The 20,805-nt window shown below is 65.0% G+C and carries 20 protein-coding genes and 1 pseudogene; 14 read left to right on the top strand and 7 right to left on the bottom strand.

All coding sequences use genetic code 11. The features are described 5' to 3' along the window. Positions 1-112: 112 nt before the first annotated feature. The gene (gene norR, locus BM315_RS10800; protein WP_090500743.1) at positions 113-1,672 is read right to left on the bottom strand and encodes a nitric oxide reductase transcriptional regulator NorR; all 1,560 of its coding nucleotides are present in this window, start codon (positions 1,670-1,672) and stop codon (positions 113-115) included. A 213-nt stretch (positions 1,673-1,885) separates the two neighbouring features. Here norR and hmpA point away from each other — a divergent pair, with 213 nt between their 5' ends. Beyond that, positions 1,886-3,067 carry an NO-inducible flavohemoprotein gene (hmpA, locus tag BM315_RS10805; RefSeq protein ID WP_090500745.1) on the top strand — a complete coding sequence of 394 codons (1,182 nt, stop codon included), beginning with the start codon at positions 1,886-1,888 and terminating at the stop codon, positions 3,065-3,067. Positions 3,068-3,145: 78 nt separating this feature from the next. Here hmpA and BM315_RS10810 read toward each other — a convergent pair whose 3' ends face one another. Together BM315_RS10810 and BM315_RS10815 are read right to left on the bottom strand one after the other, a co-directional pair. Next, the gene (locus BM315_RS10810) at positions 3,146-4,369 is read right to left on the bottom strand and encodes a CaiB/BaiF CoA transferase family protein (RefSeq protein WP_090500747.1); all 1,224 of its coding nucleotides are present in this window, start codon (positions 4,367-4,369) and stop codon (positions 3,146-3,148) included. Between the two features lie 159 nt (positions 4,370-4,528). After that, positions 4,529-5,707, bottom strand: coding sequence for an acyl-CoA dehydrogenase (locus BM315_RS10815; RefSeq protein WP_090500749.1), 1,179 nt, complete (start codon positions 5,705-5,707; stop codon positions 4,529-4,531). 193 nt (positions 5,708-5,900) lie between these two features. On the opposite strand from BM315_RS10815, the gene BM315_RS10820 reads away from it, so the two are divergent. The 9 genes from BM315_RS10820 (at position 5,901) to BM315_RS10860 (ending at position 14,246) form a co-directional block, all read left to right on the top strand. Continuing rightward, positions 5,901-6,809, top strand: coding sequence for a LysR family transcriptional regulator (locus tag BM315_RS10820; RefSeq protein ID WP_090500751.1), 909 nt, complete (start codon positions 5,901-5,903; stop codon positions 6,807-6,809). Between the two features lie 551 nt (positions 6,810-7,360). Next, on the top strand, positions 7,361-8,485 hold the full coding sequence (locus BM315_RS10825; RefSeq protein ID WP_090500752.1) for a Re/Si-specific NAD(P)(+) transhydrogenase subunit alpha: 1,125 nt from the start codon (positions 7,361-7,363) through the stop codon (positions 8,483-8,485). A 13-nt stretch (positions 8,486-8,498) separates the two neighbouring features. Continuing rightward, positions 8,499-8,831 (top strand): NAD(P) transhydrogenase subunit alpha part 2, encoded by a 333-nt coding sequence (locus BM315_RS10830; RefSeq protein WP_090500754.1) that lies wholly within the window; start codon positions 8,499-8,501, stop codon positions 8,829-8,831. Positions 8,832-8,836: 5 nt separating this feature from the next. Next, complete coding sequence (locus BM315_RS10835) at positions 8,837-10,288, top strand: NAD(P)(+) transhydrogenase (Re/Si-specific) subunit beta (RefSeq protein ID WP_090500968.1); 1,452 nt, start codon at positions 8,837-8,839, stop codon at positions 10,286-10,288. A gap of 435 nt (positions 10,289-10,723) precedes the next feature. Continuing rightward, positions 10,724-10,939: a DUF1127 domain-containing protein gene (locus BM315_RS10840; protein WP_090500756.1), complete on the top strand. Its 216-nt coding sequence runs from the start codon at positions 10,724-10,726 to the stop codon at positions 10,937-10,939. Between the two features lie 252 nt (positions 10,940-11,191). After that, a complete protein-coding gene (locus tag BM315_RS10845; protein ID WP_090500757.1) occupies positions 11,192-11,398 on the top strand; it encodes a DUF1127 domain-containing protein in 207 nt (68 codons plus the stop codon). 94 nt (positions 11,399-11,492) lie between these two features. Further along, the gene (locus BM315_RS10850; protein ID WP_090500758.1) at positions 11,493-11,810 is read left to right on the top strand and encodes a DUF2388 domain-containing protein; all 318 of its coding nucleotides are present in this window, start codon (positions 11,493-11,495) and stop codon (positions 11,808-11,810) included. 163 nt (positions 11,811-11,973) lie between these two features. Next, positions 11,974-12,294: a DUF2388 domain-containing protein gene (locus BM315_RS10855; protein ID WP_090500760.1), complete on the top strand. Its 321-nt coding sequence runs from the start codon at positions 11,974-11,976 to the stop codon at positions 12,292-12,294. Continuing rightward, positions 12,291-14,246, top strand: a complete 1,956-nt coding sequence (locus BM315_RS10860) for a DUF7844 domain-containing protein (RefSeq protein WP_090500762.1) — start codon at positions 12,291-12,293, stop codon at positions 14,244-14,246. Before BM315_RS10855 ends, BM315_RS10860 begins: the two co-directional genes overlap by 4 nt. 1 nt (position 14,247) lies before the next feature. Here the strand turns inward: BM315_RS10860 and BM315_RS10865 are convergent, their stop codons facing one another. From BM315_RS10865 to BM315_RS10880, 4 genes are all read right to left on the bottom strand, one after another. Beyond that, complete coding sequence (locus BM315_RS10865) at positions 14,248-15,909, bottom strand: M48 family metallopeptidase (protein WP_090500764.1); 1,662 nt, start codon at positions 15,907-15,909, stop codon at positions 14,248-14,250. A 16-nt stretch (positions 15,910-15,925) separates the two neighbouring features. Next, positions 15,926-16,291: a hypothetical protein gene (locus BM315_RS10870; RefSeq protein WP_090500766.1), complete on the bottom strand. Its 366-nt coding sequence runs from the start codon at positions 16,289-16,291 to the stop codon at positions 15,926-15,928. Continuing rightward, positions 16,273-17,643, bottom strand: coding sequence for a CHASE2 domain-containing protein (locus BM315_RS10875; protein WP_090500769.1), 1,371 nt, complete (start codon positions 17,641-17,643; stop codon positions 16,273-16,275). Before BM315_RS10875 ends, BM315_RS10870 begins: the two co-directional genes overlap by 19 nt. A gap of 114 nt (positions 17,644-17,757) precedes the next feature. Beyond that, a complete protein-coding gene (locus tag BM315_RS10880; protein WP_090500772.1) occupies positions 17,758-18,162 on the bottom strand; it encodes a GFA family protein in 405 nt (134 codons plus the stop codon). 131 nt (positions 18,163-18,293) lie between these two features. Here BM315_RS10880 and BM315_RS10885 point away from each other — a divergent pair, with 131 nt between their 5' ends. The 4 genes and pseudogenes from BM315_RS10885 (at position 18,294) to BM315_RS10895 (ending at position 20,752) form a co-directional block, all read left to right on the top strand. Next, positions 18,294-19,232, top strand: a complete 939-nt coding sequence (locus BM315_RS10885) for an AEC family transporter (RefSeq protein WP_170862205.1) — start codon at positions 18,294-18,296, stop codon at positions 19,230-19,232. A gap of 287 nt (positions 19,233-19,519) precedes the next feature. Further along, positions 19,520-19,702 (top strand): hypothetical protein, encoded by a 183-nt coding sequence (locus tag BM315_RS24665; protein ID WP_170862200.1) that lies wholly within the window; start codon positions 19,520-19,522, stop codon positions 19,700-19,702. Next, a pseudogene (locus BM315_RS10890) lies at positions 19,624-19,899 on the top strand (citrate transporter); the annotation flags it as partial. The gene BM315_RS24665 and the pseudogene BM315_RS10890, both read left to right, overlap by 79 nt. A gap of 91 nt (positions 19,900-19,990) precedes the next feature. Beyond that, on the top strand, positions 19,991-20,752 hold the full coding sequence (locus BM315_RS10895; protein ID WP_090500774.1) for a TerC family protein: 762 nt from the start codon (positions 19,991-19,993) through the stop codon (positions 20,750-20,752). Positions 20,753-20,805: the final 53 nt, after the last annotated feature.

A 20,805-nucleotide genomic window follows, 5' to 3' on the forward strand; every position in this document is an offset into this window, starting at 1 on the left:
AAGCTAAGGCCCTGCGCAAAACCGGTGTTGACGCACGTCAATAGCGGTGACCGCTCGGCCAGAGATGCACCGGGCCACTGGCGGCTGCGGGGATGCCGAGTGCCGCCCGGCGCTACGACTTCAAGCCCAGACGTCTGGCCAGACGTATCAGGTTGGCGCGATCGACCCCCAGCTCGCGGGCGGTGTCGGCCCATTTGTACTGGTGACGCTGCAGGGCGGCGTCGATCAGCTGCTTCTGATAGGCATCCACGGCCTCGCGCAGCGGCACGCCGCCGGCGGCTGCGGCTGCGGGTAGCGCCAGCGGCGGCGACTCGACAGCGCCGTCGCGCTGGGGCAGGTCCAGTGCCTGGCTGTCGATGCTGAGGATGCGCGGCCGCTCGGTGCAGGCCGACAAGGCCTTGAGCGCGGCGCGGCCGATCAGGTGCTCGAGTTCGCGCACGTTGCCCGGCCAGTCGTGGGCCAGCAGGGCCTTCTGCGCATCGCCGGTCAGGCGCAGGCTACGCAGCCCCAGGCGCGCGCGATTCTCCTCGAGGAAGTAACCGGCCAGCAGCAGGACGTCGCGGCCGCGCTCACGCAACGCCGGGACTTTCAGCGGGTACACGCTCAGGCGGTGGTAGAGGTCGGCGCGAAAGCGCCCGGCGCGCACTTCGTCGGCGAGGTCGCGGTTGCTCGCCGCCAGCACCCGCACATTGACCCGGTGCTCGCGGTCCGAGCCGACCCGCTGCAACTGCCCGCTCTGCAGCACCCGCAGCAACTTGGCCTGCACCACCACCGGCAGCTCGCCGACCTCGTCGAGAAACAGGGTGCCGCCGTCGGCCAGCTCGAACTTGCCGCTGCGCTCGTTGACCGCGCCGGAGAAGGCGCCCCGCACATGGCCGAACAACTCGCTCTCGACCAGGGTCTCGGGCAACGCCGCGCAGTTGAGGCTGATCAACGGGCGCCTGGCCCGCGCCGATGCGGCATGGATGGCCTCGGCCACCAGCTCCTTGCCGACCCCGGTTTCGCCGCTGATCAACACCGTCAGCTCGCTGTCGCCGACCAGCGCGATTTCCTCCTGCAGGCGTTTGTGCTGCGGGCTCTGGCCGATCAGCTCGCGCGGCCGATGCTGGTCGGCAGCCTGCTTGTAGACCTCGGCCAGCCGATGCTCGTCCTCGACCCGACGCAGCAACTGGGCGATGCGCTCATTGGCCATCACGGTGGCGGCGGCCAGGCTGGCGAACGCGTCCAGGGTTTCCAGGTCGACGCGACCGAAGCGGGCCGGGGCCAGCGAGTCGAGGGTCAACAGGCCCCACAACTGGTCCTGCAGGTACAGCGGACAGCCCATGCAGTCATGCACCTCGAGATGACCGCAATGACCTTCGACCAGACCGTCGTAGGGGTCCGGCAGGCCGCAGTCGCTGGCGAAGCGGGTCGGCCCGCGCTGCGCCAGCAGGGCCTGCAGGCGTGGATGCTCGGCGAGCTTGAAACGCCGGCCGAGGGTGTCGGCGCTCAGGCCGTCGACCGCCAGCGGCACCAGCACCTCGCCCTCGAGCCTGAGCAAGGCCACCGCATCGCACGGCAACAGCTCGCGCAGGGCCAGCAACAGCCGCCGATAACGCTCGACCTCGGACAGCTCGCGGGACAGGTCGGCAACCAGCGGGATCAAGGCCGTCAGCAGTGGGTTTGCTGTCATAAAGACTACTCAGCGTCATTCAGACCCGTCTCTGCCAGCGGTCATAAAGACAGCAAAGCATGCAAGTCATTGAAATTATTGGTCTATATAAGTGGCACGAATTGTGTAACAACCCAGGCGCCATGAACTTAGCACGTCTGAGTGCGCCGGCCGAACGCTTCTCGATAATCGCCCGCATGCCTCAGGCTGCACAGCCCACCCAGGAACCACTCAATGCTCACTGCCCAACAACGCACCCTGATCAAGGCCACAGTGCCGCTGCTGGAAACCGGCGGCGAAGCCCTGACCCGGCACTTCTACCAGCTGATGCTCGGCGAATACCCGCAGGTACGCCCGCTGTTCAACCAGGCGCACCAGGCCAGCGGCGACCAGCAACGCGCACTGGCCAACGGCGTGCTGATGTACGCCCGCCATATCGACCGCCTGGAGGCGCTCGGCCCGCTGGTCGGGCAGATCGTCAGCAAGCATGTGTCGTTGCAGATCCTGCCCGAACATTACCCGATCGTCGGCAGTTGCCTGTTGCGGGCGATTCGCGAGGTGCTCGGCGCAGAGATCGCCACCGACGCGGTGATCGACGCCTGGGGCGCCGCCTATGGCCAGCTGGCGCAGATCCTGATCGACGCCGAAGAGAGCGCCTATGCCGCCAATGCCGCAGCCAGCGGCGGCTGGCGCGGCGCCCGCGACTTCCGGGTGGCGCAAAAGATCGTCGAAAGCGAGGAGATCGTCTCCCTGCACCTGGTGCCGGCAGACGGCGGTGCGCTGCTCGACTTCCGGCCGGGCCAGTACATCGGCCTGCGCCTGCAACTGGAGGGCGAGGAAGTGCGGCGCAACTACTCGCTGTCGGCCCGCGGCAATGGTCGCGAATACCGCATCAGCGTCAAGCGCGAGCCCGGCGGCAAGGCGTCCAACCACCTGCACGACCGGGTGCAGGTCGGCGACCGCCTGGAACTGTTCCCGCCGGCCGGCGATTTCGTCCTGCGCGAGTCGAGCAAGCCGCTGGTGCTGATCAGCGCCGGCGTCGGCATCACCCCGGCGCTGAGCATGCTCGAGGCCGCGCGCGATCACGGCCGGCCGATCCACTTCATCCATTGCGCCCGGCATGCCGGGGTGCATGCCTTCCGCGACTGGGTCGAGGCGCAGAGCGAGGCGCACCCGCAGGTCCGGCATTACGTCTGTTACAGCGAGCCGCGCGACCAAGACCAGGCCGATGCCGAGGGTTTTCTGAGCCGCGCGCAACTGGCCGAGTGGCTGCCGGCCGAACGCGACCTGGACGCCTACTTCCTCGGCCCCAAGCCGTTCATGGCCCAGGTGAAGCAGCACCTGCGCGAACTCGGGGTGCCGGAGCAGCAGAGCCACTACGAGTTCTTCGGCCCGGCCAGCTCGCTGGAGGCCTGAGTAGCTCTACAGATCCGCTGTCACCGGCCTGGGTGCGGCACATGTGTTTCGCCTAACGCCTGGTGCGCAAAGCGCACCCTACAGCACCCCGGCCCGCCGCAGTTCGGCTATCTGCTCCAGGCTCAAGCCCAGCCATTGCTGCAACACCTGCTCGGTGTGTTCGCCGAGCAGCGGCGGGGCGTTGCGGTATTGCACCGGGGTCGCCGACAGGCGAATCGGGCTGGCCACCTGCGGCACGCTGCCGGCCAGCGGATGCGGCAGTTCGACACGCAGGCCGCGGGCCTGGACCTGCGGGTCGGCGAACACCTGCTGCAGGTCGTTGATCGGCCCGCAGGGCACCCCGGCCTGTTCCAGGGCCGCCAGCCACTCGGCGGTGGTCTTGAATACGGTGGCCTGGCGGAGCAGCGGGATCAGTTCGGCGCGATGGGCGACGCGCGCCTGATTGGTGGAAAAACGCGGGTCGACGGCCAAAGCCGGAAGGCCGGCGACCTCGCAAAATTTGCGGAACTGCCCATCGTTGCCGACCGTGAGGATGATGTCGCCGTCGGCGGTGGGAAAGTCCTGGTAGGGCACGATGTTCGGGTGGGCATTGCCCAGCCGGCGCGGCGCCACGCCGGTGGTCAGGTAGTTCATCGCCTGGTTGGCCAGGCAGGCGACCTGCACGTCGAGCAGGGCCATGTCGATGTGCTGGCCTTGGCCGGTCTGGTCGCGGCTGGCCAGGGCGGCCAGAATCGCCGCGCTCGAGTACAGGCCGGTGAGGATATCGGTCAGGGCCACACCGACCTTGACCGGCCCGGCGCCCGCTTCGTCGTCGGCGCGCCCGGTCAAGCTCATCAGGCCGCCCAGGCCCTGGATCATGAAGTCGTAACCGGCGCGCTTGGCGTAGGGGCCGTCCTGGCCGAAGCCGGTGATCGAGCAGTAGATCAGTTTCGGGTTGAGCGCCTTCAGCGTGGCGTAATCGAGGCCATAGGCGGCCAGGCCGCCGACCTTGAAGTTCTCGATCAGGATGTCGGCCTTGGCCACCATCTCGCGCACCAGGCGCTGGCCCTCGGCCTGGGTGAAATCCACGGTGAGCGACTGCTTGTTGCGATTGGCCGACAGATAATAGGCGGCCTCGCTGGTGTTCTCGCCCTGGGCATCCTTGAGGAACGGCGGGCCCCAGTGGCGGGTGTCGTCGCCGACCCCGGGGCGCTCGATCTTGATCACCTCGGCGCCGAGGTCGGCGAGAATCTGCCCGGCCCAGGGCCCGGCGAGTACGCGGGAGAGGTCGAGTACACGGATATGCGACAGGGCACCGGGCATGGGAACTCCGTAGGGTGCGCCGTGCGCACCGACAGCAAACAGGACGTGGATGGGTTCGCCGCAAGGCGACGTAACCCTTCGGGCAATCTGATGGGGGGCTCTGCGCACCGCCAGCAAAGCATGGTGCGCAGAGCCTGGGCGGCCCCGCACACCCTGGCTTTAGAAAAACGCCTGAATCCCGGTCTGCGCGCGACCGAGGATCAGCGCATGGACGTCGTGGGTGCCTTCATAGGTATTCACCACTTCCAGGTTGACCAGATGCCGGGCCACGCCGAACTCGTCGCTGATGCCGTTGCCGCCGAGCATGTCGCGGGCCAGGCGGGCGATGTCCAGGGACTTGCCGCAGCTGTTGCGCTTCATGATCGAGGTGATTTCCACCGCGGCGCTGCCTTCGTCCTTCATCCGGCCCAGACGCAGACAGCCTTGCAGGGCCAGGGTGATCTCGGTCTGCATGTCGGCCAGCTTCTTCTGGATCAGCTGGTTGGCGGCCAGTGGGCGGCCGAACTGCTTGCGATCCAGGCAGTACTGACGCGCGGTGTGCCAGCAGTCTTCGGCGGCGCCCAGCGCACCCCAGCTGATGCCGTAACGGGCGGAGTTGAGGCAGGTGAACGGCCCTTTCAGTCCACGCACATCGGGGAAGGCGTTTTCTTCCGGGCAGAACACGTTGTCCATGACGATTTCGCCGGTGATCGAGGCGCGCAGGCCAACCTTGCCGTGGATCGCCGGGGCGCTCAGGCCCTGCCAGCCTTTTTCCAGGACGAAGCCGCGGATCTCGCCGGCGTCATCTTTGGCCCAGACCACGAAGACATCGGCGATCGGGCTGTTGGTGATCCACATCTTGGCACCGCTCAGGCGGTAGCCACCGTCGACCTTCTTCGCCCGGGTGATCATCGAGCCCGGGTCGGAGCCATGGTCCGGCTCGGTCAGGCCGAAGCAGCCGATGTATTCGCCGCTGGCCAGTTTCGGCAGGTATTTCTGCTTGGTCGCCTCGTTGCCGAACTCGTTAATCGGCACCATTACCAGGGACGACTGCACGCTCATCATCGAGCGGTAGCCGGAATCGATACGCTCCACTTCGCGGGCGATCAGGCCGTAGCACACGTAGTTCAGGCCGCTGCCGCCGTAGGCCTCGGGGATGGTCGCGCCGAGCAGGCCGGTGTCGCCCATCTCGCGGAAGATCGCCGGGTCGGTCTGCTCGTTGCGGAAGGCCAGCTGCACGCGCGGCTTGAGCTTATCGGCGGCGAACTGCTGGGCGCTGTCGCGCACCATGCGCTCTTCTTCAGTCAGTTGCTGATCGAGCAGCAGCGGGTCGATCCAGTTGAAGCTTGCCTTGGCCATCGTGAAAACCTCGAGTTGGGACGGGGGAGTAGCGTCGCGGCCACTGGCCGCGCCCACGGGGTGCATGGGATTGATCCTAGGCCGCATCGGCCCGCGGGGCAAACGAGGATTTTGCATGCTGTTGTGCTCTTTACGCACTCCGAGTTAGCTTTGAACGGCATTTAATCCAGAAAATAGTGAGAGTGCCGCACAGATGCGCCGTAAAATCCCCAGCACCACGGCCCTGATCGCCTTCGAGTCGGCGGCCCGCCACCAGAGCTTCACCCGCGCGGCCGAGGAACTGGCCCTGACCCAGAGCGCCATCTGCCGGCAGATCGCCGGGCTGGAGGAGTTTCTCAACGTCGAACTGTTTCGCCGCTCGCGGCGCGGAGTCCAACTGACCGAGGCCGGCCTGTCCTACGCCCGACGGGTCGCCGCGCAACTCGACGCGGTGGAACGCGACACCCTGGCGGTGATGGGCCAGCAAGGCGCCATGAGCATCGAGCTGGCGGTGGTGCCGACCTTCGGCACCCAGTGGCTGCTGCCGCGCCTGAAGGATTTCCAGCGCCTGCACCCGCAGGTCACGGTCAACCTGACCAACCGTACCCGCCCGTTCCTGTTCGCCGATACCCAGTTCGATGCCGCGGTGTACTTCGGCGACGCCGACTGGTCCGGTACGGCCTCGCACCGACTGATGCGCGAAAACCCCATGCCGGTGTGCAGCCCGACGCTGCTCGACGGGCAAAGCGCCCTGAGCGCCGAAGGGATCGCCGGTCTGCCGCTGCTGCAGCAAACCACCCGGCCCTACGCCTGGCGCCAGTGGTTCGCCTCGCTGGGGTTGAATGTGCCCCGGGACATGAGCGGGCCACGCTACGAACTGTTCTCCATGCTCGCCCAGGCGGCCATGCACGAGATGGGCGTGGCCCTGATTCCGCCCTTCCTGATTCAACGGGAACTGGCCGAGGGCCGTCTGGTGCTGGCACTGGAACATGCCTGCAACAGCGACAAGGCCTATTACCTGATGATTCCCGAGCGCAAGGTGGAATCTGCGGCGCTGCAAAGCTTTCGCGACTGGCTGGTTCGGCAAGCGCGGGACTATTCCCGGGAAAGCGGCCTGGAATAAACGACAGCAAGCGAAGCAACTGCTCCGGCTGCAGCCCGCCGGGCGCCCTGTCGGGTATTCCTGCTGGCGGCGGCAGCCCCCTTTCAGCATGGCCAGCTCAAGCCAAACTGACCCCGTAGTCAACAATGTCCGCAACTACAACCTGACGCTCGGTGCCGAGCGCAGGCGTCCAATTTATTGCACAAAAAAGCAGGTGCACCGCCCTGAACGCTTAGGCTGCACGGTTTATTTGCCCATGCGACAGCCATTTGATGGGCGGCCATTCATGATGCCCATGCCGGCGACGCGAGAAATAGCCGCCACCTGCCCTGGCGGCCAGGCGCAGCAAGCCTTTGCCGAAGAGAATGGCCGATAAGTCGCTGAGTGACTTGTAGTTGTCGCAAGGTTTTACTCCCTAACGCCTTGAAGGACTTATGCTGCGCCTGCAAAATGCCGCCCCGCCCGCAACATAGCTTCTGCTAGGGTGATTTGTGCTGATCCTCCCTTCGCCGACGCACCATCCGCAGTGCGCCGGTTCATTAAAAAGATAAAGATCACGCAGGAGATTTGACGTGCACATCGGTGTTCCTCTCGAAACCCATGCCGGCGAAACGCGGGTAGCCGCCACGCCCGAAACCATCAAGAAACTGGTCGGCCAAGGCCACCAGGTCACGGTGCAGAGCGGAGCCGGCGTCAGCGCCAGCATTCCCGACAGTGCCTATGAAGCCGTAGGTGCGGCCATCGGTAGCGCTGCCGCCGCCTTCGGTGCCGATCTGGTGCTGAAAGTGCTGGCCCCGAGCGACGCCGAACTGGCCCAGATGCAGACCGGCGCGGTGCTGGTCGGCATGCTCAACCCGTTCAGCAACGAGACCATCGCGCGGATCAATGCCCGCGGCATCACCGCCTTCGCCCTCGAAGCCGCGCCGCGCACCTCGCGCGCGCAGAGCCTCGACGTGCTCAGCTCGCAGGCCAACATCGCCGGCTACAAGGCCGTGCTGCTGGCCGCCCACCATTATCCGCGCTTCATGCCGATGCTGATGACCGCCGCCGGTACGGTGAAGGCCGCCCGCGTGCTGATCCTCGGCGCCGGCGTCGCCGGCCTGCAGGCCATCGCCACGGCCCGGCGCCTGGGTGCGGTGATCGAAGCCTCGGACGTGCGCCCGGCGGTCAAGGAGCAGATCGAGTCGCTCGGCGCCAAGTTCGTCGACGTGCCCTGCGAGACCGACGAGGAGCGCGAATGCGCCGAAGGGGTCGGCGGCTACGCGCGGCCGATGCCGGCCTCGTGGATGGCGCGCCAGGCCAAGGCGGTGCACGAGCGCGCCAAGCAGGCCGACATCGTCATCACCACCGCGCTGATCCCCGGGCGCAAGGCACCGACCCTGCTGCATGAGAGCACCGTGGCCGAGATGAAACCGGGTTCGGTGGTCATCGACCTGGCCGCGGCGCAAGGCGGCAACTGCCCGCTGACAGTGGCCGAGCAGGTAATCGTCAGCAACAACGGCGTGACCATTGTCGGCCACAGCAACCTGGCGGCCCTGGTCCCCGCCGACGCCTCGGCGCTGTACGCGCGCAACCTGCTGGACTTTCTCAAGCTGGTCATCGACAAGGACGGCCAGTTCCACCTCAACCTCGAAGACGACATCGTCAAAGCGTGCCTGATGTGCCGCGACGGCCAAGTCGTACGAACCAACGGCTAAGGGGAAAACAACCATGGATATGATTTCCGACGGTATCTACAACCTGATCATCTTCGTGCTGGCCATCTACATCGGCTATCACGTGGTCTGGAACGTCACCCCGGCCCTGCACACCCCGCTGATGTCGGTGACCAACGCGATCTCGGCGATCGTCATCGTCGGCGCCATGCTCGCCGCCGCCCTGACCGTGACCCCACTGGGCAAGACCATGGGCACCCTGGCCGTGGCCCTGGCCGCGGTCAACGTGTTCGGCGGCTTCCTGGTGACCCGGCGCATGCTGGAAATGTTCAAGAAAAAAGCGCCCAAGACGGCAGTAGCCACCGGCGCGCTGGCGGAGAAGCACTGATGACCATGAGCATGAACCTGATCACCGTTCTCTACCTGGTCGCCTCGGTGTGCTTTATCCAGGCCCTCAAGGGCCTGTCGCACCCGACCACATCGCGGCGCGGCAACCTGTTCGGTATGCTCGGCATGGGCCTGGCCATCGTCACCACCGTCGCCCTGGTGTACAAGCTCGGCGCGCAAGTCAGTACGGAGGGCGGCGCCACCCAGGGTCTGGGCTTCGTCATAGTCGCCCTGCTGGCCGGCGGCTCGGCCGGCACCCTGATGGCCAAGCGCGTGGAAATGACCAAGATGCCCGAACTGGTCGCCTTCATGCACAGCATGATCGGCCTGGCGGCGGTATTCATCGCCATCGCCGCGGTGGTCGAGCCGCAGTCGCTGGGCATAGTCGCCAGCCTGGGCGATGCGATCCCGGCCGGTAATCGTCTGGAGCTGTTCCTCGGCGCCGCCATCGGTGCCATCACCTTCTCCGGTTCGGTGATCGCCTTCGGCAAACTCTCGGGCAAGTACCAGTTCCGCCTGTTCAAGAGCGCACCGGTACAGTTCAACGGCCAGCACAAGGTCAACCTGGCGGTCGGCCTGGCGATTCTCGGCCTCGGCCTGGTCTACACCTTCACCGGCAACCTCGGCGCCTTCGCCCTGCTGGTGGCCCTGGCCTTCGTCATCGGCGTGCTGATCATCATTCCGATCGGCGGCGCCGACATGCCGGTGGTGGTGTCGATGCTCAACAGCTACTCGGGCTGGGCGGCCGCCGGGATCGGCTTCTCGCTGAACAACTCGATGCTGATCATCGCCGGCTCCCTGGTTGGCTCGAGCGGCGCGATCCTCTCCTACATCATGTGCAAGGCGATGAACCGCTCGTTCTTCAACGTCATCCTCGGCGGCTTCGGCGGCGCCACGGATGCCGGCCCGGCCGCCGGCAGCCAGGAGGCGCGCCCGGTCAAATCCGGCTCGAGCGACGACGCCGCCTTCCTCCTGAGCAACGCCGACAGCGTGATCATCGTGCCCGGCTACGGCCTGGCCGTGGCCCGCGCCCAGCACGCGCTGATGGAGCTGACCGAGAAGCTGACCCACCGTGGCGTCACCGTGAAATTCGGCATCCACCCGGTGGCCGGGCGCATGCCCGGGCACATGAACGTGCTGCTGGCCGAGGCCGAGGTGCCCTACGACATGGTGTTCGAGATGGAGGACATCAACTCCGAGTTCGGCCAGGCCGACGTGGTCCTGGTGCTGGGCGCCAACGACGTGGTCAACCCGGCGGCGAAGAACGATCCGAAGTCGCCGATCGCCGGCATGCCGATCCTCGAGGCCTACAAGGCCAAGACCGTGATCGTCAACAAGCGCTCGATGGCCAGCGGCTACGCCGGCCTGGACAACGAACTGTTCTACCTGGACAAGACCATGATGGTCTTCGGCGACGCCAAGAAGGTCATCGAGGACATGGTCAAGGCCGTCGACTGACCGCTGCAGCGCATGAGCAAACCCGGCCACTGCGTGCCGGGTTTTTTTCTGCGCGCAGGAACCCGCCCTTTCGCCTTGCGACTTCTCTGCAGGGCCTCGTCACCGATGCAGATCGGTCTCGCCCCGCAGCAGGTTTGGATAAAAAGCTGAACTACAGATCAGCGACCCCTGCCAATCAATCTGAAACTGTACCTATAGATAACCACTGCATTTCTATTCAATAACAAGATAAAAGTCCGTATTACGCACTACAACACGGCAATTCACTTATAACCCATACAGTTTCCGTATAAAACAGCAAAACAGTTACTAAGCACACTATCTAATAGCTCAACAATTTAATCCAGCTGTGACTATTGCACCGGTTGCCAGAAGCGGAACATAGGCACCAGGCAAAACACTCTCTAGACCCGCCACAAGCGGAAGGATGACACCATGGGACGTACACTCAGTTCCGACCTGCTTTTTCAAACCCACTCCTCCAGCGCTACCAGCGGTCTGCCGCTGCGCATGGTTGCCGCCCTGCTCACCTGGCAGCGCCGCATCGTCAGCCGCCGCCAACTGGCGCGCCTGGATGCCCGCCTGCTGGCCGATGCCGGCATCAGCGAGGCCCAGCGCCACGCCGAGCTGAGCAAGCCGTTCTGGCGCTGAGCCCGGCGGCGCAAGCCGCTGCACTCACTCCGACAAACCCGCCCACGCCCAGCGTTGGCGGGTTTTGTCATTATGGGGCGACGCAGCAGGGCGGGCAGAACAGATGGTAGCGAGCGCAAGTGGAACAGTTTTTAAAAAACCAAAACTGAACCAATACAATCAAACCCCACTGTGACTGTCGGCAACACCGATGCCACGCGACCATGGACGCTCATATATCCACACCCGCCCAGCGCGGGAAGGACCATTGCCATGGAGCGCATCCTCAGCAACATCACCCCTGCATTCAGCCAGCCATCCGTCACCTGGCTCACCCGCCTGCGCGCCACCTTCAAGCACTGGCTACTCAACGCCCGCACACGCCGCCAGTTGGCCTTGCTGGACAAGCGCCTGCTCGCCGACGCCGGCATCAGCCCGAGCGAGCGCGAGGCGGAGCTGGCCAAGCCGTTCTGGCAATAGGCCAGGCTGTGCGCCGGGTTGCGGCTGAGCTAGGATTACTTCCGACAGGCATGCTGTTTGGCGTGCTACCAATGATTACTCGGGAGTTACCAGGATGAACTCTGTACGTCTATTCGGCTTTGCCGCCCTGCTGGCTCTTGCCACCACTGCCTCGGCCACCAGCTTCGTAGTCACCACTGACGCCGTGGTCGGCGCCATAGGCGCCACCTCGGATGCCACCTCCGACGTCACCTCGTCGCTGGGCGATGACAAGGTAGTGCTCGCTGCCCGTGACGATGCCGCCAGCTTCGTCGCCAGCCAAGGCCACATCCGTGGCGTGCGGCTGGAAGCCGCCCTGCTGCACATCCGCCAGCAGGCGCCGAACCTGGTCGCCGACGATCTGCAACTGGCACAGGCCATCCTCAGCCTGTAACCACAGCCAGGGCATGCCCAGCCGCTGGCTCTGGTTCCCGGCGGGACATTCCGTTAGCCTTGCCGGCCCGACCCGTTCGGCCGGAAGCCTCGTGTGTTGCCTGCTGGAACCGATACGGGTTCTCGCCGTCAAATCGCCATCGCTCGCTTTTTGGAGACTGCTCATGCATCGTCCGTTGCTCGCCGCTGTTGCGCTGATTGCGCTGTTCACGGGTGGTGTCCAGGCGCAAACCCTGGTCGCCACCAGCAACATCATCGTTCGCGCGCTGGATCGCACCTTCGATTTCACCTCGGACACCACCACCTCGATCCGCGACTCGAAAATCGTCCTCGCCGCGCGTGACGATGCCGCCAGTTTCGTCGCCAGCCAGGGCGCGATCCGTGGCGCACAGCTGGAAGCCGCGCTCGGCACCATTCGCAGCCGCGTGCCGCAAGCACAGCACGTCTCCGATCAGGTACTGGCCGAAGCCATTCTCGCCAGGTGACCCTGACCCGCGCCTGGCTGCTGGCACTTGCCCTGCTGACCAGTAGCTGCAGCTATGCCGAGTTGCAGCTGGCGCTGGATGGCGCTGCGCTCAGCCGCAGCGAACGGCAGGCCAGCCAGGCTCTCCTGGCCGAAGCACTCAGCGTCCTTCCTCCCGCTTTCAAGCAGCGCCTGGACCGGCGCGTCAAGGTGCGTTGGCGACCCATGCCGAACGAGGTCTACGGTCGCGCCGGACGCTTCAGCGGCATCGAACTGAACAGCCAGCTGCTGCCGTCCCTCAGCGATGGCAGCGCCGCCACCACGCCGACCCGGCGTCCGCACGGTAACGTGCGCCGTGAGCTGCTGGCCACCGTGCTGCACGAGCTGACTCATCTCTACGACCGCGCGCAGCTCTGGCCACAGGAGCAGCAGCGCCTGCTGCAGCGCTGCCGGCAGCGCCTGGCCAGCCTCGGCGCGGTGGGTTTGTCCGACGCTTGCCGTGGTCAAACCGCGAGGCGCTTCACCCTCAGCGACGACCCGCTCCTGCTCGACCTGGCCGGCTGGCCACAACGGGTCGGCACGCGCGGCGCACGCGAGCAGGCCAACGGCCAGGTGGCGCGCAGCCCGGATGCCTACGAGCTGAGCAACCCGCGCGAGTTCGTCGCGGTGAACATGGAGTACTTTCTCCTCGACCCCGGCTACGCCTGTCGCCGGCCCTCGCTGGCGCGTCACCTGCGCGCGCATTTCGGCGGCTGGACAGCGGCCCGCCAGCAGCCCTGCGCCGACGGTTACGCCTACCTCAACGCCGGCCGCGATTTCGCCCGCCAGCCGCTGGGCACACTCGACCCCGCACGGGTCTACCAGATCGACTACCTGCTCGCCGAGGCCAACCAGCAATGGGCCAGCCGCTGGGGCCACAGCATGCTGCGCCTGGTGATCTGCGCCCCCGGCCGACCGCGCGGGCCGGATTGTCGGCTGGATCTGGACCAGCACCTGGTGCTGTCCTACCGCGCCTTCGTCGGCGATCTGCAACTGTCCAGCTGGGACGGCCTGACCGGCGCCTACCCGTCGCGGCTGTTCGTCCTGCCGCTGGAACAGGTGATCGAGGAATACACCAAGGTCGAGCTGCGCAGCCTGGCCTCGGTGCCGCTGCGGCTCGAGCGCGCCCAACTGGAGCGCCTGGTCACCCGTGCCGCCGAGCAGCACTGGAGTTATGACGGCGACTACTACTTCATCTCCAACAACTGCGCGGTGGAGACGCTCAAGTTGCTCCGCAGCGGCAGCCAGCACCCTCGCCTGCAGGCGCTCGACAGCATCCTGCCCAACGGCCTGCTCGACAGCCTGGTGGCGCGCGGCCTGGCCGACCGCAGCGTGCTCGACGACCCGCGCGAGGCCCTGCGCCTGGGCTATCGCTTCGACTCCTTCCGCGAGCGCTACCAGGCCATGTTCGCGGTGCTGCAGCAGCGCCTGCCGATCGCCCAGGACAACGTCGAAGACTGGCTGGCGCAGAGCGCCGAGGCCCGCCGGCCCTGGTTCGCCAAGGCCGACCTGCGCGCCAGCGCCGCGCTGCTGCTGCTCGAGCAGGCGGCGCTACGCCGGCAATTGCTGCTGGCCCAGGACGAACTCAAGCGCCGCTACCTCAGCGGCCGCGCGGCCCAGGATCCGGGCCTGGACAAGGCCGGCGGGGCGCTGGAACAGATTCTTGCCAACAGTGGTTTCCTCAGCCGCCCGGCGGAGCTGCTCGAGGGCGGTTACGGCCTGCCGCAGCGCGCCGAATGGCAGCGCCTGGAAGCCGAGAGCCGCAGCCGCCAGCAGCAACTGCGCCAGCTCAGCGACGACCTCGACCAGGAAGTGCGCAACCTGCTGGAGCCGACGCGCCTGGCCGAACTGGAGGCCAGCGAAGCCAACCTGGTGCAGCTCGGCGAACACCTGCGCGCGCTGCACAAGGCCAGCGGCGGGCTGCGACTGCCTTGACTCAGCTCCCCATCAACTGATCCAGATCCGGCAGACCCAGTTGCTCCAGCGGGTTTCCCTTGGCCTTCTGCGGCTTGAACTCACCGATCACGCTGTCACATTGCGCCAACAGGCTTTTACTCTTGCTGCCCTGACAGGTCTGGTAAGCCTGCAGAGCCTGCTCAACGCGATCGCCCTGCAAGTGCACCATGATCGCCAGTGGCGCCATCAGCTCCGCGCCCCAGTTGTCCTGGCCACGTTGCAGATAACGCGCGGCCTGATCCGTCCGGCCCAAGCTGAGCGACAGGCTGATGACCTGGTCATAGCTGGCCAGCGACGCATACTGCCATTCGCTCTTGGGCACCTGTTCGAGGCTGGAGAGCGCCTGCTTGTAATGGCCCTGTTGCACACCGAGAACAAACTGCAAGGTCTGCGCCCGCAGGCTATTGCGGGTCGGCCCCTTGGCGACCTCGGCGGCCAACTGGCGCGCCTCCTGTTTGTCGCCCCGATCCAGTGCCTTGGTGGCGCGATTGATCAACACCTGTCCAGCCAGAATTTGACCACTCTTGCCACCTAGCAATGAACGCTGATAGCTGGCGAGCTGAGGTTTACGTCGGCGCTCGACCCGGTATTCGCTGGCAATGTAGCGGGTCAGCTCGGCCTCACGCTGGGCGGGTAACTGGTGGGTCTTACCAAAGTCCTGCCACAGGTCGACCGCCGCATACTGAGTCGCCGTCAGGCCACTCTGCACCCCTTGTTCAATCAGCCCTCCAAGCCCTTTTTTGTGTATGGCCTGGCTGAACAGTTGCTTTTGCTGCGCCTGGTAACGTTGCAACAGGGTCTCGCGGGCGCCTGCGAAACTCTGCAAGCGTTGGATGCTATGCACCGCCCCGCGGGGCGAGTATCCCGCCCGGCTCGCCAAGTCGACGGACAAGAGATCTGCCTCGTCTTCCTGGGCACGCGTCCAACTGCTGTTCCAGAAATTGTCGGTTACGGCTTTGAGCAAAGTCCCCGATAGCGAACTCTGGATAATGGTTTTACCCACCGCATCCGGATCGCCGATCACCCACTTACGCGACGTCCCGCTTTTCTGGCTTTCCAGACCGCCCACAGTAGCTGCCAGGTTCACAGCATTGACGGAAGCATCGAGCAACTTCTTTTGCTGGTTGAAGAAGTGTTGACGATCAAGGTGCCCAAGCAACAGGTGCGCAGCCTCATGACCGAGAATCGCCGCCAGCTCATCCTCGCTCTCGATAGCCTGCAAGGTACCGATATTGATGTAGATGATGTTCTCTTTGGTGGCCTGGGCACCGAAACTCTCGGAGGCGCTGAAACGCACTCTGATCGCCGGCTTTTCGTGCGGCCAATGCGCCAGCAGTTGACTCAGCACGCGGTCGCAATAGGCCTGCAACTCGGCGGCCTGGAAACTCTCCACCTGAGCCATCTGCTCGCTCAGGTCGAGTTTGCCAAAACCGCGCACTTCATCGGGATCGGTCGAGCCCGCCAGGCTGTCGACCAATTTGTTGTTGAGCCAGGGATTGGCCGTGACTTGTTGCAGTTCAAGCGGGCGGGCCCGGGGGCTATCGATGAACTTGCCTTGCACAGGTTGCTGATTCACCAGCATCGCATGCTGGCAGCCGCCCAGGGTCAAACAGGTCGCGGCCAGAATGAGTTTCTTAAACATACAGACGTCCTTGTATTTACTTGCCGCAGGCTTGCGAATAGCCCATCACCGCCTTGACCTTGCTGTCCGCCTGCATGCTGGTTTCGGCAACCTTGCGGCAATCGAATGCAACGGTCTTGCCCTGATTCAGCTTGACGTCCAGTGGATCAAGCCAGACTTGTCGATCCGCCAGCGCAATCAGAATCAGGTTCTTCTCTTCATCGAAGCTCAGCACCTGAACCTCGGGAGGCGGCAATTGATCGCGCGCAAGATCGCCGAGAAAGTCGCCTTGGGCGTCATACAGCGCCACCTTCTCCAACGGATAGCCGATGATTTTCAGCGGCTCCTGCGCCCAGGTCGGGGCACTGCATAGCAGCAGTCCGATCAGTAGGGTTTTACGCATCCTGCATCTCCTTTCTTGTTTAGCTTGCCAATTCGTTGTTCCCACCAGGCCGCCAGCCTGGGCTCGCCGAGGTAGGCGTAGAACAGGCCGATCACCAGAATCAAACCCAACCAGTCGAGCGGTGCTATGTGCCACCACAGCGCCAATACGACGCTGGCGCCGATCGCACACAGACTGAGCGCAATGAACCAGAACCGGTAATGGCTCATCCAACGCAACAGCCGACCTTTATGGGTAATGGGTTTCGCCGGAATCCACAGCGCGACCAGGCCCGCGACCAGCACCAGGCCCATCTCCAGGGCATCGCTTATGCTCACCCCACTGATGACCTCGGGGGCGCTACGCCAGTATTCACGGCCTTGAGTAAGCAAGTTATCCAAGGCCATGGCATGCCAGTAGACGCCCGGGAGCTGGCCCTGCACCGGGCTCATCACCAGATCCGGAATGCCTCGGATATGCGCGCCCAGCAGGACATGCTTGCCACGCAATACCTCGGCCACCCGTGGGTCGCGCAGTTGATTGGCATACAGGGTTCGGGTGTACGGACAGGGTTGTGGCCGTTCGACTGCATTCGCATCGCGCTGCGACCTGACGCTGTCTGTACCGAGCATGCTCAACAGCTGCATGGCATTGCTGCGTTGACCCCGCACGCCACAGCCGCTCAGGTCAACAAAACGGCTCATCCGTCCGTCACTCCAATAGCCCCAGCGCACCAGCAGAGGCTCGGCGAACGGTTCCAAGGCACAGGCCTCATCGACGCAGCCTTGCTGGTACATCTGCAGCGCCGGAGTGCGCGAATCGCTTTCGCCAGGCACCAGCAACAGCGGGTAACGCTCGCCAAAGCCGCTCCAATTGACCTGTGCCGTGCGGGCGAGCGCCCGCAGCTCCGTGAGCATCTGGGAGCGCCCTTCGGCGTCGCGATAATCCGCCAGAATCAGTGGAATGCCTTGCTCGTCGGCACTGCTCAATACGCGCTGCAGGCTTACGGTCGAGCCGCCGTCGTAGCGACGCTGGGTAAAGAGGACATCGACAAATACCGACTTCGGCTGGTAGCTGAGCAACTGACGCAACAGCCGAGCCTGCTCGTTGTAACGCAACGGCCAGCTCGCCTGCATGCGGGCCAAGGCCTGATCATCGATGAGCACGACCACCACATCAGCCTGCGCCTGCGCCGGGTAGGACGGTGCAAACATGCGCAGCAACCACGTCTCCGTACTCTGCTCGGAAGACTCGCGCAAGCCGAACGGATTGAAGAAGGTCACAAACAGCATCAGCAACAGGCCGATCACTGCGCCAGGCTTGGTCAGCAACGGGCTGGTACACAGCCAGTTGAAAAGCGCCTTTGCAAACACTGCACATTCCTTTGCCTGATCAGGGCTCGGAATGTGACACAGGACTCAAGTGAAGAAAACAGAAATTTGACATCAAATTAGTGGCACATTTCCGTGGGCGTCATGCCTCAAGGCCTAGCGGATATTCTCTTGCCACTCATCGGGCAACTGCTCGTCCAGATGCAGCCAGGGCAAACGGCTCTGCACCCAGATATGCCGGTCCGCCGGCGCCAGCTCCGGCTGATCCAGGGTGGCGACGGTGATGTCCAGGGTCTGCGGACTGAGCGTGGTAAACAGGGTCAGCTGCGCGCCGCAAGTCGGACAGAAACTGCGCGTGCAACTGGCCGAGGAGGCGTACTGGCTGGGCGCACCGGCCAGCCAGCGGAAACTCGCCAGCGGCACCGTGAGCCAGGTGGTGACGATGCCGCCGCTGCTACGCCGGCACACCGTGCAATGGCAGTGGGCGATATCGGCCAGGGGGGCGGCGAATTGATAGCGCATGGCGCCGCACTGGCAGCCGCCGCTGTGGATCTCGGTCATAAGCGCTCCAGGTGCAAGGCAATAGACGGGGCGGAATCAGTAAACAGGAGCGGCCCCGGCTAAGGCAATCACCCGCTTGCATTGCAAGCCAGCGGATATCGGCCTTGCGCCGCCGCGGCGGGCTGACCAAGATAGGCGCCTGCCACGCGCCAGGGGTTGCCGTGATCGATTTGTTGCTGGCCTTGTGGCCATTGTTCGCCTTGATCGTCGCCGGTTTTTACCTGCGCCGCTGGGACTTCCCCAGCGAAGCCTTCTGGCCCGGCGCCGAGCGGCTGAACTACTTCATCCTGTTTCCCGCCCTGCTGTTCAGCAGCCTGGCCACGGCGCCGCTGGATAACCCGGCGCTGCCGCGCCTGGCCCTCGCGGTCATGCTCGGCCTGGGTAGCGCCTGGCTGGCCCTGCTCCTGCTGCGCCGCCTGCGCGGCTGGCCGGCCGGGCGTTTCGGCGCCTTCAGCCAGGGCGCGCTGCGCTTCAACACCTACCTGGGCCTGGCCGCAGTGGGCAGCCTGTTCGGCCAGGCCGGCCTGACCCTGGCGGCGCTGATGCTGGCGCTGATGGTGCCGACGGTGAACGTGCTGTCGGTCTGGTCGCTGACCGCCGAGCGCGGCGTCAGCGCGCGCAGCCTGCTGCTGCCGATCCTGAAGAACCCGCTGATCCTCGCCTGCCTCGGCGGCGCCCTGATCAACCTCAGCGGCCTCGGCCTGCCCGGCGGCAGCGACCGTCTGCTCGGCCTGCTCGCCGCCGCCAGCCTGCCGCTCGGCCTGCTCTGCGTCGGCGCCGCACTCAAGCCCGAGCAACTCGGCGGCGAGATCCCCGCCCTGGCCTGGAACAGCGGCCTGCGCCTGCTGGCCATGCCAGTGCTGGCCTGGGCCGTGGCCTTTGGCCTGCGCTTGCCGCCGATGGAAAGCAGCGTGCTGGTGCTGTTCTTCGCCCTGCCGACGGCGCCGACCGCCTACGTGCTGACCCGCCAACTGGGCGGCGACAGCCACCTGATGGCCGGCATCATCACCCTGCAGACGCTGCTCGCCGCGGTCAGCCTGCCACTGGCGTTGCAGTTGCTCGTGCCCTGAGCGGCGGCAGGACAGGCCGGCCAAGGCCAACCGCCAGCCGACGTCAGGCGACGAAAGCTTGCCGAAAGCTTCGGCGCCTAGCATCTACCCCACCGCCGGCACCAGACCGGCCTGCTCGGGCGCGGCGTCTTGCACGCTGCCCGGCCAATCCCGACAACAACAAAATGGTGATTGCCATGCTTCATGCCCCCAGCCTGACCGGCCGCCCCGCACCCTCTCTCCGCCCGCTGAATGCCCTGCGCTGACTCTACCCCGCGCCGTGCCCCACTCACCCCGGAGAGACCGCCATGCTGACCTTCCTCGGTTTCGCCATGCTCATGACCTTCATGTACCTGATCATGAGCAAGTGCCTGTCCGCCCTGCTCGGTGGCTTCGCCGCCGGCATCGGCCCGATGATGCTTTTTATTACGGCGTGTTACCGGTGCTGGCCGCAGCGGCCAGCCAGTACGGCATCACTCCGGTGGAGATGACGCGCGCCTCCATCGTCGGCCAGCCGGTGCACCTGCTGAGTCCGCTGGTACCCTCCACCTACCTGCTGGTCGGCCTGGCCAAGGTCGAATTCGGCGAGCACCAGCGTTTCACCTTGAAGTGGGCAGTATCGATCTGCCTGTGTATCCTCCTCGCGGCATTGCTGCTGGGAGTATTCCCACTATTCGGCAGGCCGTGATCGCCGCGCCCTGAACCCCTACCGCTGCAGCCGGCATTGCCCGGCTTCGGCGCGTAACAACCCCACTGAATGCACACAAGGAAACTGCAACATGGAGTGGCTGACCAGTCCAGAAATCTGGATCGCCTTCTTGACCCTGACCGCCCTGGAAATCGTCCTCGGCATCGACAACATCATCATGATCGCCATCCTGGTCGGGCGCATGCCGCCGCACATGCAGGCGCGCACCCGCCTGTTCGGCCTGGCCCTGGCGATGGTCACGCGCATCATGCTGCTGCTGTCGATCACCTGGATCATGCGCCTGACCACCGACCTGTTCGAGTTGTTCGGTCAGGGCATCTCCGGCCGCGACCTGATCCTGTTCTTCGGTGGCCTGTTCCTTCTATGGAAGAGCAGCAGCGAGATCTACCACGGCCTGGAAGGCGAAGACGAGTCCCAGCAGACGCCCAACGGCGCGGCGCGCAACTTCATCGGCACCATCATCCAGATCGCCATCATCGACATCGTCTTCTCGCTGGACTCGGTGATCACCGCCGTCGGCATGGTCGACCACGTGCCGGTCATGGTCGCCGCCATCATCGTCGCCGTGCTGGTGATGATGCTGGCCGCCGGTACCATCAGTGCCTTCATCGACAAGCATCCGTCGCTGAAGATGCTGGCGCTGTCGTTCCTCACCGTGGTCGGTACCGTGCTGATCGCCGAAGCCTTCGAAGTGCATGTGCCAAAAGGTTACGTCTACTTCGCCATGGCCTTCTCGCTGGCGGTGGAAGCGATCAACATCCGCATGCGCACCGCGCGTGGCGGCAAGGCCGTGGAGCCGGTCAAGCTGCGCATGGATATTCCGGGCGAGTAAAGTCAACCGGATGAACGACAACGGGGCCGCAAGGCCCCGTTTTGCTTTCCGCC

It is taken from the genome of Pseudomonas borbori (assembly GCF_900115555.1).
Taxonomy (GTDB): domain Bacteria; phylum Pseudomonadota; class Gammaproteobacteria; order Pseudomonadales; family Pseudomonadaceae; genus Aquipseudomonas; species Aquipseudomonas borbori.